This window comes from Candidatus Poriferisodalis sp. (assembly GCF_965208925.1).
In the GTDB taxonomy this organism is placed as follows: Bacteria; Actinomycetota; Acidimicrobiia; order Acidimicrobiales; family Poriferisodalaceae; genus Poriferisodalis.
Window position 1 is genome coordinate 1,780,596 of the sequence record NZ_OZ242364.1, and the last position, 12,897, is coordinate 1,793,492.

The 12,897-nt window shown below is 68.3% G+C and carries 12 protein-coding genes; 9 read left to right on the plus strand and 3 right to left on the minus strand.

Annotated features, from left to right (window positions below; all coding sequences use genetic code 11):
• Nucleotides 1-12: 12 nt before the first annotated feature.
• Genes ACOGI5_RS07860 through ACOGI5_RS07870 form a run of 3 tightly spaced genes read right to left on the minus strand, consistent with a single transcriptional unit; the run spans nt 13 to nt 2,524 of the window.
• Nucleotides 13-588: a class I SAM-dependent methyltransferase gene (locus tag ACOGI5_RS07860; RefSeq protein WP_419863871.1), complete on the minus strand. Its 576-nt coding sequence runs from the start codon at nt 586-588 to the stop codon at nt 13-15.
• Nucleotides 585-1,583 (minus strand): branched-chain amino acid ABC transporter permease, encoded by a 999-nt coding sequence (locus ACOGI5_RS07865; protein ID WP_419863872.1) that lies wholly within the window; start codon nt 1,581-1,583, stop codon nt 585-587. Before ACOGI5_RS07865 ends, ACOGI5_RS07860 begins: the two co-directional genes overlap by 4 nt.
• Nucleotides 1,580-2,524 (minus strand): branched-chain amino acid ABC transporter permease, encoded by a 945-nt coding sequence (locus ACOGI5_RS07870; protein ID WP_419863873.1) that lies wholly within the window; start codon nt 2,522-2,524, stop codon nt 1,580-1,582. The genes ACOGI5_RS07865 and ACOGI5_RS07870 overlap by 4 nt, the downstream gene beginning before the upstream one ends.
• Nucleotides 2,525-2,590: 66 nt before the next feature.
• Here ACOGI5_RS07870 and ACOGI5_RS07875 point away from each other — a divergent pair, with 66 nt between their 5' ends.
• The 9 genes from ACOGI5_RS07875 (at nt 2,591) to ACOGI5_RS07915 (ending at nt 12,851) form a co-directional block, all read left to right on the plus strand.
• A complete protein-coding gene (locus tag ACOGI5_RS07875) occupies nt 2,591-3,937 on the plus strand; it encodes an amidohydrolase family protein (protein ID WP_419863874.1) in 1,347 nt (448 codons plus the stop codon).
• Nucleotides 3,934-4,713, plus strand: coding sequence for an MTAP family purine nucleoside phosphorylase (locus ACOGI5_RS07880; protein ID WP_419863875.1), 780 nt, complete (start codon nt 3,934-3,936; stop codon nt 4,711-4,713). Before ACOGI5_RS07875 ends, ACOGI5_RS07880 begins: the two co-directional genes overlap by 4 nt.
• Before the next feature lie 84 nt (nt 4,714-4,797).
• Nucleotides 4,798-5,172 (plus strand): ArsR/SmtB family transcription factor, encoded by a 375-nt coding sequence (locus ACOGI5_RS07885; protein ID WP_419863876.1) that lies wholly within the window; start codon nt 4,798-4,800, stop codon nt 5,170-5,172.
• A gap of 9 nt (nt 5,173-5,181) precedes the next feature.
• Entirely contained in the window at nt 5,182-6,618 is a 1,437-nt protein-coding gene (locus ACOGI5_RS07890; protein WP_419863877.1) for a substrate-binding protein, read from the plus strand.
• Nucleotides 6,619-6,803: 185 nt separating this feature from the next.
• Nucleotides 6,804-8,096, plus strand: a complete 1,293-nt coding sequence (locus tag ACOGI5_RS07895) for a substrate-binding protein (protein ID WP_419863878.1) — start codon at nt 6,804-6,806, stop codon at nt 8,094-8,096.
• 9 nt (nt 8,097-8,105) lie between these two features.
• Nucleotides 8,106-8,960 (plus strand): branched-chain amino acid ABC transporter permease, encoded by an 855-nt coding sequence (locus ACOGI5_RS07900; protein ID WP_419863879.1) that lies wholly within the window; start codon nt 8,106-8,108, stop codon nt 8,958-8,960.
• Nucleotides 8,957-10,726 carry an ABC transporter permease subunit gene (locus ACOGI5_RS07905; RefSeq protein ID WP_419863880.1) on the plus strand — a complete coding sequence of 590 codons (1,770 nt, stop codon included), beginning with the start codon at nt 8,957-8,959 and terminating at the stop codon, nt 10,724-10,726. The genes ACOGI5_RS07900 and ACOGI5_RS07905 overlap by 4 nt, the downstream gene beginning before the upstream one ends.
• Nucleotides 10,726-11,412 (plus strand): ATP-binding cassette domain-containing protein, encoded by a 687-nt coding sequence (locus tag ACOGI5_RS07910; RefSeq protein ID WP_419863881.1) that lies wholly within the window; start codon nt 10,726-10,728, stop codon nt 11,410-11,412. Before ACOGI5_RS07905 ends, ACOGI5_RS07910 begins: the two co-directional genes overlap by 1 nt.
• A gap of 74 nt (nt 11,413-11,486) precedes the next feature.
• The gene (locus tag ACOGI5_RS07915; protein ID WP_419863882.1) at nt 11,487-12,851 is read left to right on the plus strand and encodes an amidase; all 1,365 of its coding nucleotides are present in this window, start codon (nt 11,487-11,489) and stop codon (nt 12,849-12,851) included.
• Nucleotides 12,852-12,897: the final 46 nt, after the last annotated feature.

The window sequence follows — 12,897 nt, forward strand, 5'->3', positions numbered from 1 at the left end:
GGCCGAGGCGGCTCAGCCTGCGTGGCGCGCGACCAGGCGCGCCTCGTGGCGGCTGCCGAACCAGTCCTCATCGAAGCTGACCGTCTCGAGCCCGCGGCACAGCTCGGGCAGCTCGCCCTCCTCGACGAGGTAGGGGCGACCGGGGCGCTCGTTGTACAGCAGATTGCGAACGGTGGCGATCTGTGCGAACGCGATGCCGCCGGGCGCGAGCAGGTGCCGCAGGGTCCCGAGCAGCGGTCGGTGCAGGAAGTTGGCGCACACGACCACGTCCCAGCCGCGCTCGCTGCCCAACTCTGCGGCGGTCGGAAGCGGCTCAGCCTCGAGATCGGCCTGCATCGTCAGCAGCGGCAGGCCACGTTCGGCCGCTGCGACGCGGGCGATCTCCAGTGCCCGCCCCGAGACGTCGACGAGCGTCGTCGCGAGTCCCTGCGCTGCCAGCCACAGTGCCGTGCCACCCGTGCCGCCGGCCAGGTCCGCGGCCGTCGAGCTGCCGCTCAGCAGTTCAGCGTGTCCGATCACGAAGTCTGAGGGCGTCCCCGGCTCGTCCCAGTCGGCGTACTTGGCGTCCCAACGTTCGGCCGCGCTCACGCGTCGTAGACCCGAACCGCTTGAGACCGGCGGCTGCGCGCATAGGCGGCCACCAGCAGCAGCACCGCGTACAGGAAGAACTCGGACTTGAGGAAACCGATCCAGCCGCCTTGAGTCACCCAGCCGGGCCGGTCGACCAGCCACACCGGCAGCAGCACCAGCACCGCTGCCGCCGGCACGGTCATGATGAGCCGGCTGCCCCCGATCGCTGTGCTGCCGAACGCAATCGTCAATGCGAACAGCTTGATGGACAGTTCCTCGGGGTACAGCGATTGGTCATTGAAGTTCACCGGCACCAGCATGAGACCGCCGGCCAGGCCCGCGAGGCCGCTGCTGAGACTCACGCCGGCCAAGCGCAGCCGGTACACCGACACGCCGAAGGCTGCCGCCGCGGTCGATTCGTCCCTGGTCGCCACCAGCGCGCGCCCGATCGGCCCGGTCAGCAGCACGTGCAGCAGCCAGAAGGCGACCGCCACCCACGCCACCACAATCCAGAACTCCCAGATGTGCTCATCGTTGGTTGCGATGCCCGTCCAGGCCGGTGGGATGAACTCGCTGTCGAGCGTGACCGGCAGCGGGCCGTCGAGCTGACGCAGCACGATCGGGAACGCCACGGCCGCCGACAGGGTCAGCAATGCCAGATAGGCCTTCGGCAGGCGCAGGGCGGGCACGCCCAGCAGCGCGCCGACCGCGCAGCCCGCCGCAAAGCCGGCCAGCGGCATCAGCATCGGTGGCAGGCCGAAGTCGTTCACCGCGTGCAGCGCGGCATATGCGCCGACGCCGGTCAGTGCTCCATGGCCGACCGACAGCAGCCCCATGCGGTGCGTCAGCAGCCAGAGCCCGGCGAACACCAGGCAGAACGCCGCGAGCTGAGTGATGTCGGTGACGAATGTCGACGACGCCTGCAGCGGCACCACGACGACGAGTACGGCGATGACCATGAGCGATGCAGCCGTGAACAGCGCAGGCCATGGTGCTGAGTGGTCGTCTGTCATGTCTGCAGTGCCCGGCGGCCGGCCTTGCGCGAGACCAGCCCGGACGGTCGTACCGACAGCACCACGATCAGCATCCCGAGTGCCCACACCAGCGTCACCTGGCTGTCTATGAAACCGACGTAACCAGCCATCATCGTCTCGGCGAAGGCGAACAGGTAGCCCCCGGCCAGCGCCAGCGCCGGGCTGCGCAGGCCTCCGAGCGTGGCGGCTGCCAAGCCGAAGATGAGCAGGCGTTCCATCATGTCGGGGCGGACGTTGATCTCTCCGGCAATCAGGCCGCCGGCCAGCCCGCCGAGGGCGGCCGCAACGGCCCATCCGCCCATCACTACCCATTCGACCCGTATGCCGACGAGCGCCGAGCTGTCGCGATTGGAGGTGATCGCCCGGAACGCAAGGCCGACCTTGGTCGTGCGCTGGACCAGCGCGAGCAAGCCGATCGCCGCCAGCATCACGAGCGTCAGCCCGATGGTGTCGAACCACAGCCGCGCACCGCCGATGATGAACCGGTCGCTGTGCTCCTGGGGGAACGGCGAGCCGAGGAACCTCTGGCGACCGCCGAAGTGCTTCACGACGAAGACGCCGATCAGCAGGTAGAGCCCGAGCGTCGCGCCGATGGTCGGCACCGGATCGCCGCGCATCGGCCGGATGACCGTGTACTCCAGCAGTGCGCCTACGGCCGCCGACACGACCACGGCTCCCGCGACTGCCGCCCAGATCGGCCACGGTGTCGCGAATGGCGTCAGCCAGCCCGAGAACGCCACCGAAGGGTCGGCGCCCGCGGCGAACACCACGGCGATGTACGCGGAGAACATCGCCATCTGGCCCTGCGCAAGGTTCAGCACCCCGGTCGAACGGAACACCATCGAGATCGCCACCGCCAGCGCTGCATACGCGGAGCCGTTGGCGAACGAGTCGAAGACCCGCTGCAGGAACAGGGTCACGGCCGCAGATTGTGTCACGGGCGGGCGCGTTGACTGGAGGACAGGTGTCGGTGCGAAGATGAGGCTGTGCCAACCGGAACAGATGCCGCCTCCGTTGAGATTCGCTACCTCGCCGATGTCGTGCTGACCTGCGACGAGGACTTCGCGATGATCGAACGCGGGGCAGTTGACGTGGGTGCGGATGGGCGCATCGCATGGGTCGGAGCTGCCGCCGACGCTTCGACGACCGATGCGCCGGTGATCAGCCTGGGCGGCCTGCTGATGCCGGGCCTGGTCAACACCCATGCGCACACGCCGATGACCTTGGTGCGCGGCGCCGGCGACGGGTTGCCGCTGATGGCGTGGCTCGCCGAGGTGATGTGGCCCCGTGAAGGCCGTATGCGTCCCACCGACGCGTGGTGGGGGATGACGCTGGGCTCGGTCGAGATGCTGCGCTCGGGCGTCACCACGACCTGCGAGATGTACGCCTTCGAGCAGGACGTGATCGATGCGGGACGCAGCGCCGGTATCCGCTTGACCATGTGCCCAGGGGTGCTGTCGGTTGCGCACCTGGATGACACGGGCAGTGTCGCCGATCGCGTCGGCGAGGTCGCCGCCGTGCACGACGCGGTGAATGATCCGTCGGGCCTCGTCACCATCGGATTCGCTCCGCACTCCGCGTACGACCTCGGCGTGGGACCCTGCGCAGAGATCGCAGAAGCGGCGCGTGAGCGGGACGCACTGCTGCACATCCATGTGGCGGAGACTGCCGACGAAGGCGATTCGCTCGCCGCCACGCACGGCGGGGCCAGCGTGCCGCGACTGCTGGCCGATGCGGGGGTGCTCGACGGGCGTGTGCTCGCTGCGCACAGCGTCTGGCTGGACGATGCCGACCTCGACATCTACGCCTCGTCGGGCGTCGCGGTGGCGCACTGCCCGGTCAGCAACATGAAGCTCGGATCCGGCGTGGCCCGGGTGCCCGAGATGCTCGAGCGCGGCATCACCGTGTCGTTGGCCACCGACGGGCCGGCCTCAAATGACGACCTCGACATGTGGGAGGAGATCAAGATCGCCTCGCTGCTGGCCCGGGTGACTTCGCTCGATCCCACCGTGCTGAGCGCGCAGCAGGTGATCTCCATGGCGACCTGCAACGGTGCGGAGGCGCTGGGCCTGCACACCGGGGTGCTCGCGCCCGGCCGCTGGGCCGACATGATCAGGCTCGACATCGACGACGCGGCCTTCGTGCCGGTCACCTCGCAGGCCGAGCTGATAGCCCATGTGGCCTGGGCCGGGGGCAGCCGCCATGTCACCGACGTCTGGGTGGGCGGCGAGCGAGTCGTGGCCGACCGGGTGTGCCTGACGGTCGACGAGGCACGGGCGCGCTACGAGGTACAGCATCGAGCGCAACGACTGGCACGGGAGTCGGGAACATGAGCGACACGGGTGACAACGGCGACGCAGCCGCGACGGCCGGCGAGCCGCCGCCGGTCGGGATCATCGCAGGGACCGGCTTCTACGAGCTTCCCGGCTTCACCGATGCCGAGCACCTGACGGTGAGCACCGACTGGGGCGAGGCCCACGCCATGACCGGCCGCTGGCACGGCCGGCGGATCGTCTTCGTGCCGCGTCATGGGGGCGACCATTCGATCCCGCCGTCGGCGATCAACTACCGGGCGAACATCGCCGCCATGGCGGACCTGGGGGCGGCGGCGATCTTGGCCGTCTACGTCGTCGGCTCGATGGTGCCCGAGCGGGGGACCGGCTCGTTCCTGCTGCTCGACGACTACCTGGAGTTCACAACGGGCCGCGCCGCCACGTTCTTCGACCAGCCTGGCCAGGTGGTGCACACCGACATGACGACGCCCTACGACCCGCGGCTGCGCGCCGTGCTGGCGGTGGCCGCAGATGCCGAGCACATCGACGTGGCGCAGACCGCCACGTATGTCTGCACGAACGGGCCTCGCTTCGAAACACCGGCGGAGATCCGCATGTACGCCCAGATGGGCGGCAGCGTCGTGGGCATGACGGGCTACCCGGAAGTGGCGCTGGCCCGCGAGGCCGGCATTCCCTATGCGGGGATAGCGGTTGTGGCCAACATGGCCGCGGGCATGTTCGACGGCGAGATCTCCCATGAAGATGTAGCCGCAGCACTCGAAGCCACCAAGGAGCCGCTGTTCAAGCTGCTCGGACGCACCGTGTCGGCGATCTAGCTGCGTGGCGGCACCCAACGACAGCGTGCCCTCGGTGTGGCAGGATATGTGAACAAGTGTTGACAAGCTGATACAAGAGCGCACATGACTGATCCCGCCAGCGATGCCACCTTCTCCGCACTTGCTGACCAGACGCGCCGAGCCATCCTGGGCCTGATCGGCGAGCACGGCGAGCTCACCGTGGGGGAGATCGCAGCTCGGTTCGACGGCGTCGGCCGGACGGCTGTCTCCTCACACCTGCGCATCCTGCGTCTTGCAGGCCTGATCACCGAGCGTCGCGACGGCCGTTTCCGCCACTACTCGCTCACCTCGACCCCCGCGGACACAGTCGTTGCCTTCCTTGCCTCCGTGTATCAGAACTCGCTCGAGCAGCTCGCAGACGCCATGAACGAAGCGGTCGCCGTCGCTGGCAGTGGGAACGACGACGCTGGCCGGCGAGACGACGGGCTGAGCGCCTAGGGGCTTGCGGTGGCTGAACTCGTTCTGAGCAGCGAGGTGCGGCTAGCGGCAGACCCGAGCGAGTTGTTCGCGCTGTTCGGATCCGGCGATCCATCGCTGGGCTGGCTGTTCGGCTCAGAGGCCGCGGCGCTGGCGCCCGGTGCACTCGTGCGACTCGCCCTTCCCATCGGTGAGGGATCACGGGTTCACGGAACGGCACGGGTGCTGAGCTGCAAACCGGTTCGACGGATCGATCTGGTTCACGAATCGCCTTGGTTCGGGCATGTGGCATGCCACCTCGATCCGCTGCGCAGCGGCGGCACCCGGCTGCGGATCCGCGTCCGCATCGACGACCGCGAGTTCATGCGGCTCGGGGCCGACCTGGGGCTCCTCGGCGGCGCCGATGCTGAGGGCTGGGAGCTGCCGCTCGGATTGCTCACGTCACTGTCGGGGAGTGCCGGGATCCTCGGGCGCTCGACGGTCAACTGCGCGCAGCTCGCCACCGAGGAGATCAACGCCGACGGCGGCGTGGCAGGTCGTGACGTTCGACTGACGGTCGCGGACGACGCGACCGATCCCGGCACCGGCGTGGTCGCGATGCGCCGTCTCTGCGGGGTGTCGGGCATGGCAGCCGTGGTGGGCATGCATTCCTCGGCGACCTACACGGCGACCTCGCCGATCGCTGTCGCTCACGGCATCCCGTACCTCTACACGCCCACCAGCGAGGCCGTTCCGACGCATCCGCTGCTGATCCACTTCGGCGAGCGGCCGCTCGACCAGTTGCACCGGGCCCTCCCGCTCTTGGCCGAGGTGACCGGCGGGACCCGCTGGTTCCTGGCCGGCAACGACTACTCGTGGCCCCGGGCGGTCGGCACCGCCGCTCGGGCGGTCATCGAGCGCATGGGCGGCACGGTCAGCGGCGAAGGCTACGTACCGCTGGGAACCGAGGACTTCACGCCGGTGATCTCAGCCATCGGCCAACACGGCACTGACCACGTCGTGTCGAGCTTTGTCGGGCAGGACCACGTTCGGTTCGAGAGCGAGTTCTCGTCCTCGGGCCTTCGCTCGACCACTCGTACCTTCGCGCCGCTCATGGACGACGCCGTGGTGGAGCATCTCGGGGATTCCGCTGCAGGCATCTGGAACGCGCTCGGCTACTTCGTCGGCATGGACTCCGCAGAGAACCGTGAGTTTCTGCGGCGCTATGCAGATCGGTTCGGAGAGTGCGCTCCTCCGGTGTCCGCAGCCGCGGAAGGGGTGTACGAGGCAGTGCACACCTGGGCAGCCGCCTGCAGATCGGGCGGGGGCACCGAGCCCTCGTCGCTGCTGAGGGGATTGCGCACGAGCACCTATCGCGGTCCGCGCCGTTGCGGCCGGGGCGGATCGCTGGAGTCGCTGCTGCTGGGGGAGGCGACTCCGGCCGGGGTCCGGGTGATCGACGAGCTTCCGGTCGCAGCGCACGGCTGATTCTCAGGCGTCTGGCTGAGCCCGTCGCCTCGGCGTCACAGCCCGCTGCTCGTGCATCTCCGCGCTTGACCCGGCCCGGTTGACGAGACAATATGTCAACATCTACTCACATATTGGGGGAGGTTGACGCCGTGGGGAGCACACAGAAACCACGGACGCGGTCCCGTTTTCGAACCGCAGCCATCATGATGGCGCTGCTGCTGGGGACGGCTGCGGCGTGCGCGACCAGCGACGATGGACCAACGGCGCCCGAACCGACAGCGGCCACTGCTGCGCCGGCAGCCGACGAGGTCTCCACGGACACCGAGCCGGCATCGGAACCTGAGCCAGCGCCCGCAACAACCGAATCGGCTGCCGCGGCACCCGACGAACCGGCAGCGCCGTCAGGGGAGCCGGTGCGCATCGGGATTCTCTTCTCGAACAGTGGTCCCGCAGGCATCTTCGGCCAACCGACGGCGAACATCGCAGAGTTCATCACCGAAGACATCAATGCCGCCGGCGGCATCAACGGCCGGCCGGTCGAGACGTTCCTCGCCGATGACGCCACCGACCCCGCAGTGGGGCGCCAGTCCATGGAGCAGCTCATCGAGTCGGACGGCGTCGACGTGGTGCTCGGTACCCATTCCAGCGCAACGCGTGAAGCCGCCAAGCCGCTCGCTGAGGATGCCGGTGTGCTGTACATCTACGCAGCCCTCTACGAGGGCGGCGAGTGCTCGCCGGTGATGTTCAACACGGGCGAGGTGCCCAGCCAGCAGCTCGCGCCGGTCATCCCGTGGATGATGGACGAGACCGGCGGCAACTCCTGGTTCCTGCTCGGCAACGACTACGTGTGGCCGCGTCGCAGCTTCGAGCTCGCTCGCGAGTACATCGAGGCCGCAGGCGGCGAAGTGGTCGGAGAGGAATACGTGCCGCTGGGCACTCAAGACTTCTCATCAGTCGCCCAGCAGATCGCGGGCTCGGGTGCCGATCTGATCTTCCCGGCGCTCGTCGGCGGCGATGCCATCGCCTTCGAGACCCAGGCGGTGGACTTCGGCATCGGCCAGGACGCCATTCCGCGCCTGGCGAATATCTATGAGGAGAACGTGCTCGGCGCGATGGGACCCGCGGTCACCGCCGGCATGCGCGTCACGCTGGGCTACTTCAAGGAAGTCGACAACCCGGCCAACGCCGCATTCGTGGCTCGCTACTTCGAGCAATTCGGGGCTGACGCGCCGCCGCACATGACGTTCAGCTCGCACATCTACGACGCCGCATTGCTTTACGCCGCAGCGGCCAATGCAGCCGGCACCACCGACACGGCGGCCGTGGCGGCCGCACTGGAAGGGCTGACCCTGTCGACTCCCACCGGCGAAATCTCCGTCACCGGCAGCCGTCACTTGGCCCAGCCGATCTACGTGGCCGAGATCCAGGCCGACGGCTCACAGCTGATCGTCAAGTCGTTCCCGTCGGTTGAGCCTGACGAGACCTGCACGCCTTAGCGGGTTCCATTGGATGCGCTGACACTCGAACTGCTCAACGGTCTGAGTCTGTTCGCGACGCTTGGGATCGTCGCGCTGGGCCTCGGCATCGTCTTCGGGCTGATGGGGATCATCAACCTCGCGCACGGCGAGTTCGTGATGATCGGGGCGTACGTCGCCTATGTCGCCCACGCCAGCGGGCTCAGTCATTGGCTGTCGCTGCCGCTCGCCGCAGTCGTGCTGTTCGTGCTGGGAGCATGCATCGAGGTCGGGTTGATCCGTCGCATCCATCGTCGGCCGGAGGTGACGATCCTGGCCACCTTCGGCCTGTCGATCTGCCTCCGGCAGGCAGTCGAGCTGATCTTCACCAAGGACTTCCGTGGCGTTCCCAACCCGGTGCCCGGTGCGACGCGGGCGTTCGGCGTGCTGTTCCCCACGTATCGATATGTGCTCATCGGCATCGCCGTCGTGGTGGTGGTGGTGACACTGCTCGCCTTCACCCGTTCGCGCTTCGGGTTGACCGTCCGGGCGATCGTCGCCGACCGCGACCTGGCCGATGCGTCCGGCGTGCGGACCGGCATTGCCAACTTCTGTGCGTTCGGCATCGGCGCGGCGACCGCCGGGATCGCGGGCGCGCTCGTCGCTCCGCTCGGAGCGATCGAACCTCAGGCAGGTCTCGCGTACCTGCCCGGGGCCTTCCTGGTGGTGATCGTCGGCGGCTTCGGGCGGCTGTGGGGCGTGATTGCAGGAGCACTGGCGGTGGCAGCGGTGCAGACCGGCGTCATCCACTTCTACGACGCAGTCTGGGCGCAGATCGCCGCGCTGGTCCTCGCGGTGCTGATGCTGCAGCTGCGTCGAGTGCCTGTCGAGGGAGCCACAAGATGAGGCGGGCCCTCGCTGTCGGTGCCGCCTGCGCCCTCGCAGCCACGGTGTTCAGCGGAGCACTCGGCGGCTACCGCTCGGGACAGCTCTCGCTGTTCCTGGTGTTCGCCGCGCTCGCCGTGAGCCTCGATTTCGTGTGGGGCTACACGGGCATTCTCTCGCTGGGTCAACTGCTGCCCTTCGGAATCGCTGCCTACACCTCGGCGAAGATCGCCACCGCGGCGCCGTCGCTGGGCGTACCGATGCTCGTCGTTGCTGCTGCGGTGGGTGCCGGTGTTGCGGCGGCCCTTGGCGTGGCGATGCTGCGACGCCGGCCGTCCGCAGTCGTCGTGGGGCTGCTGACGCTGGTGCTGTCGCTCACGCTCGAACAGCTGGCCGAGCAGTGGCGTGACGTCACCGGAGGCTTCAATGGGCTGACCGGCGTGCCCCGCCTCGGTGCATTCGGGGCTCAGCTCTCTGATACTGCGCAGGACGTCGCCGTCTCTGTGCTGGCCATCGCCGCGATCACTGCGGTCGGCGCCCTGGTCACGCGCCCGATCGGCGCAGTGCTGATCGGCATCCGCTCCAACGAACGCCGCATGGAGGCGCTGGGCTACAAGACCGTTCAGATCAAGATCTGGGCGTTCACCGTGGGCGGCGCACTCGCCGGCTTCGCCGGTGCGCTGTACGTGCATCGCACGAGCTTCGTGTCACCGCAGATCTTCGGGTTCTCGCTGGCCACGAGCGTGGTGCTGTGGACCCTCGTCGGCGGGCGGGGAACCATCGTGGGCCCGGTCATCGGCGCGATGGCCATCAACTTCGCCTCCGCGACGCTGGCAGACGTCTGGCTGCAGTACTGGACGCTCGCCACCGGTCTGATCTTCGTGGCCGTGGTGGTGGTGATGCCCCACGGGCTGGTCCCCAGCGCTCAGCGGTTGGCGGGCCGTCCGGCCCGCCGACGCCAGCAGCCGACGCTGCGGCCCGCCGCCACCGAGGCTGACGCGATGTCGGGCGCCGTCGACCGGGCGCCGTCGGCTGCAGCACCAGCGATCTTCGAAGCCCACGATGTGCACAAGAGCTTCGGTTTCTTCCGGCTGCTCGGCGGCGTCACGCTCACCATGGAAAGGGCAGAGCTGCGATGCCTCATCGGGCCGAACGGCGCGGGGAAGTCCACGCTGCTCGACATCCTGTCGGGTCAGCAGGGCTGCCAGTCGGGGCGGGTGCTGGTGCTCGGCACCGAACACACCGGCCGTCATGCTTGGGAATTCGCACGACACGGCGTGAGTCGCAAGTTCCAGTCGCCGCAGCTCATCGACGACCTGTCGGTGGCAACCAACGTGGCCATCGCCGCCTGGGGCACTCGTTCTTCGCCGTGGAAGCTGATCCGCCGTCCCTGGGACACGTCGGTGCCCCAACCGGCCTTGGAGATCCTCGAACGCACACAGCTCAGCCGGCGACTCGACATGCGGGCAGGCGATCTTTCCCACGGCGACAAGCAGTGGCTGGAGATCGCGATGGCAGTGGCAGGCGACTGCCGGCTCCTGCTGCTCGACGAGCCGACCGCCGGCATGACGGTCGCCGAGAGCCTCGAAGCGGCCGCGTTGCTGCGAGAGATTCACCGTTCCCATCGCCTGCCGATCGTGATCGTCGAGCACGACATGGCGTTCATCCGGGCCGTGGCGGATCGCGTCACGGTGCTCGCACGCGGTGAGGTCCTTGCAGACGGCACTGTCGCCGAGGTCGAGAACGACCCCGATGTGCGCGCGATCTATGCGGGGGTCGACAGCTGATGCGGTTCGAGGCGCGCGGGCTGCACTCGGGATACGGCAGCGTGCCGGTGCTGCATGGCGTCAGCTTCTGCGTCTCGGACGGCGAGATCGTGGCGTTGGTGGGTCGCAACGGCGCCGGCAAGACCACGCTGGTACGCACGGTCGTCGGCTTGCTGAGGGCGACTGACGGGCAGCTCCGGCTCGACGGCGCCGACATCACGCGGATGCCGCCGTCGCGCCGTGTTCGAGCCGGGCTCCGAGCCGCTTTCCAGGAGCGCTCGCTGTTCAGCCAGCTCTCGGTGGGCGACAACCTGCGGTTGAGCGGGCATCCGGTGGCCGAGCACGGCCGCGTCCTGGCAATGTTCGGCGAGTCGTTGGCGGGACGGGAAGCTCAGCGAGCCGGCACCCTCTCGGGTGGCGAGCAGAAGATGCTCGCGGCCGCGTCGGCGCTTGCATCGACCGCGTCCATCCTGTTGATGGACGAACCGACGGAGGGCTTGCAGCCCTCGAATGTCGAGCTGCTCGGCGATGCCCTCGCTGCAGCGAGGCAGGAGGGCCGCGGCGTACTGCTGGTGGAGCAGCATCTGGCGCTGGCGCTGCGGCTGGCCGACCGGTTCATCGTGCTCGAGAAGGGCGAGATCGTCGACGCGGGCGACGCCGGCGAGACCGGCCTCGCGGACCGGCTGTCGGGTCGCCTCGCCCTGTGAGATGAATCCAGCCAGATCAGCCCGGCCGCACCAGTCATGCAACAGCAGACGAGCAAGTACAAAGGACGGCAACCATGACGGAACCGACCCAGATGAGCCTCGCCGCGGCAGCTCAGGCCATCAGAGCCCGAGATCTCAGCGCGGTCGAGTTGCTCGACGCCTGTCTCGGGAACATCTCCCAGACGGAACCCGTGATCAGCGCATTTGCCTCGATCGGGGCTGATGCCGCGCGTGCGGTCGCTCAGCAGCTCGACGGCGGCGGGATCGCCGGACCGCTGCACGGCGTCCCCATCGCCCTCAAGGACCTGTTCTTCACCGAAGGCGTTCCGACCGAGGCGAATTGCGAAGCGCTGCGGGGATTTGTGCCCGACTATGACGCAACTGTCGTGCACCGGCTGCGCCAGGCCGGTGCCGTGATCGTCGGCAAGACGAACACGCACGAACTGGCATTCGGCGTCTCGTGCCCGGCGTCGCGCAACCCATGGGACCCGGAGCGCTCGACCGGTGGATCATCGGGAGGCAGTGCGGCAAGCCTGGCCGCCCGGCAGGTGTTCGGAGCGCTCGGCACCGACACAGGCGGATCGGTTCGCATCCCGTCGAACTGCTGCGGCACGACCGCGATCAAGACGACACGCGGCGCGGTTCCCAGGCACGGCGTGCATCTGATCTCGTGGACTTACGACACCATCGGTCCGATGGCGCGCACCGCCGAGGACTGCCGGATCCTGCTGGAGGTCATCGCAGGCCATTCACCCGATGACCCGTTCTCATCCAAGGCACCGCTGAGCGGCGCCGCAGATCCGGGTGGACTCACGCTCGGCGTGCCGAGCGACAGCTTCTTCGACGGGATCGATGTCGATCCTCACGTGACTGCAGTGATGGACGCAGCCGTCGATGTGCTGCGCACGATTGTGGCCGGCATCAGCCCAGTGCAGGTGCCCAACAGCGCCGAGCACGCCCCGGCGGGCGTCACGATCGTGTTCGCTGAGTCTGCGGCGTTGCTCGAGGAGCTGCGCGCCAACCGCCACGGCCTGATCGGCGAGGAGGTCCAGGGCATTCTCGAAGCGGGTGCCGCGATCTCGGGCACCGAGTTTGCGGCAGCCCAGGCACAGCGGGTGGCGTTCGAGCACGCGTGCATGGAGGTATTCGACGACCAGGGCGTCGACCTGATCATCGCTCCGGTCAACCCGAACCAGGTGCTGCCCCACGGAGCGGTCGAACTCAACGGGGTGCCGCTCATTCCCGCGACGACCCAGTTCACGTTCCCAGTCAACGGGGCCGGGCTGCCGGCCATCGCGCTGCCCGGCGGTTTCGCTCCCGATGGACTGCCCATCGGATTCCAGCTCATCGGCAGGCCATTCGCTGAGCGGACGCTTGCCGATGTCGGCGAAGCCTTCCAGCAGCTCACCGATCATCACACCCACGCGCCGCCGGTGTGACACAGCGCAGTGCGTGTGACGCGGGGTCTATGGCGCTGTCAACCGT

Bases quoted from the DNA above. Each gene is read 5' to 3' on its own strand.
- ACOGI5_RS07895 (WP_419863878.1), top strand. From the start codon at position 6,804: ATGATGGCGCTGCTGCTGGGGACGGCTGCGGCGTGCGCGACCAGCGAC.
- ACOGI5_RS07880 (WP_419863875.1), top strand. From the start codon at position 3,934: ATGAGCGACACGGGTGACAACGGCGACGCAGCCGCGACGGCCGGCGAG.
- ACOGI5_RS07865 (WP_419863872.1), bottom strand. From the start codon at position 1,583: ATGACAGACGACCACTCAGCACCATGGCCTGCGCTGTTCACGGCTGCA.
- ACOGI5_RS07915 (WP_419863882.1), top strand. From the start codon at position 11,487: ATGACGGAACCGACCCAGATGAGCCTCGCCGCGGCAGCTCAGGCCATC.
- ACOGI5_RS07905 (WP_419863880.1), top strand. From the start codon at position 8,957: ATGAGGCGGGCCCTCGCTGTCGGTGCCGCCTGCGCCCTCGCAGCCACG.
- ACOGI5_RS07885 (WP_419863876.1), top strand. From the start codon at position 4,798: ATGACTGATCCCGCCAGCGATGCCACCTTCTCCGCACTTGCTGACCAG.
- ACOGI5_RS07910 (WP_419863881.1), top strand. From the start codon at position 10,726: ATGCGGTTCGAGGCGCGCGGGCTGCACTCGGGATACGGCAGCGTGCCG.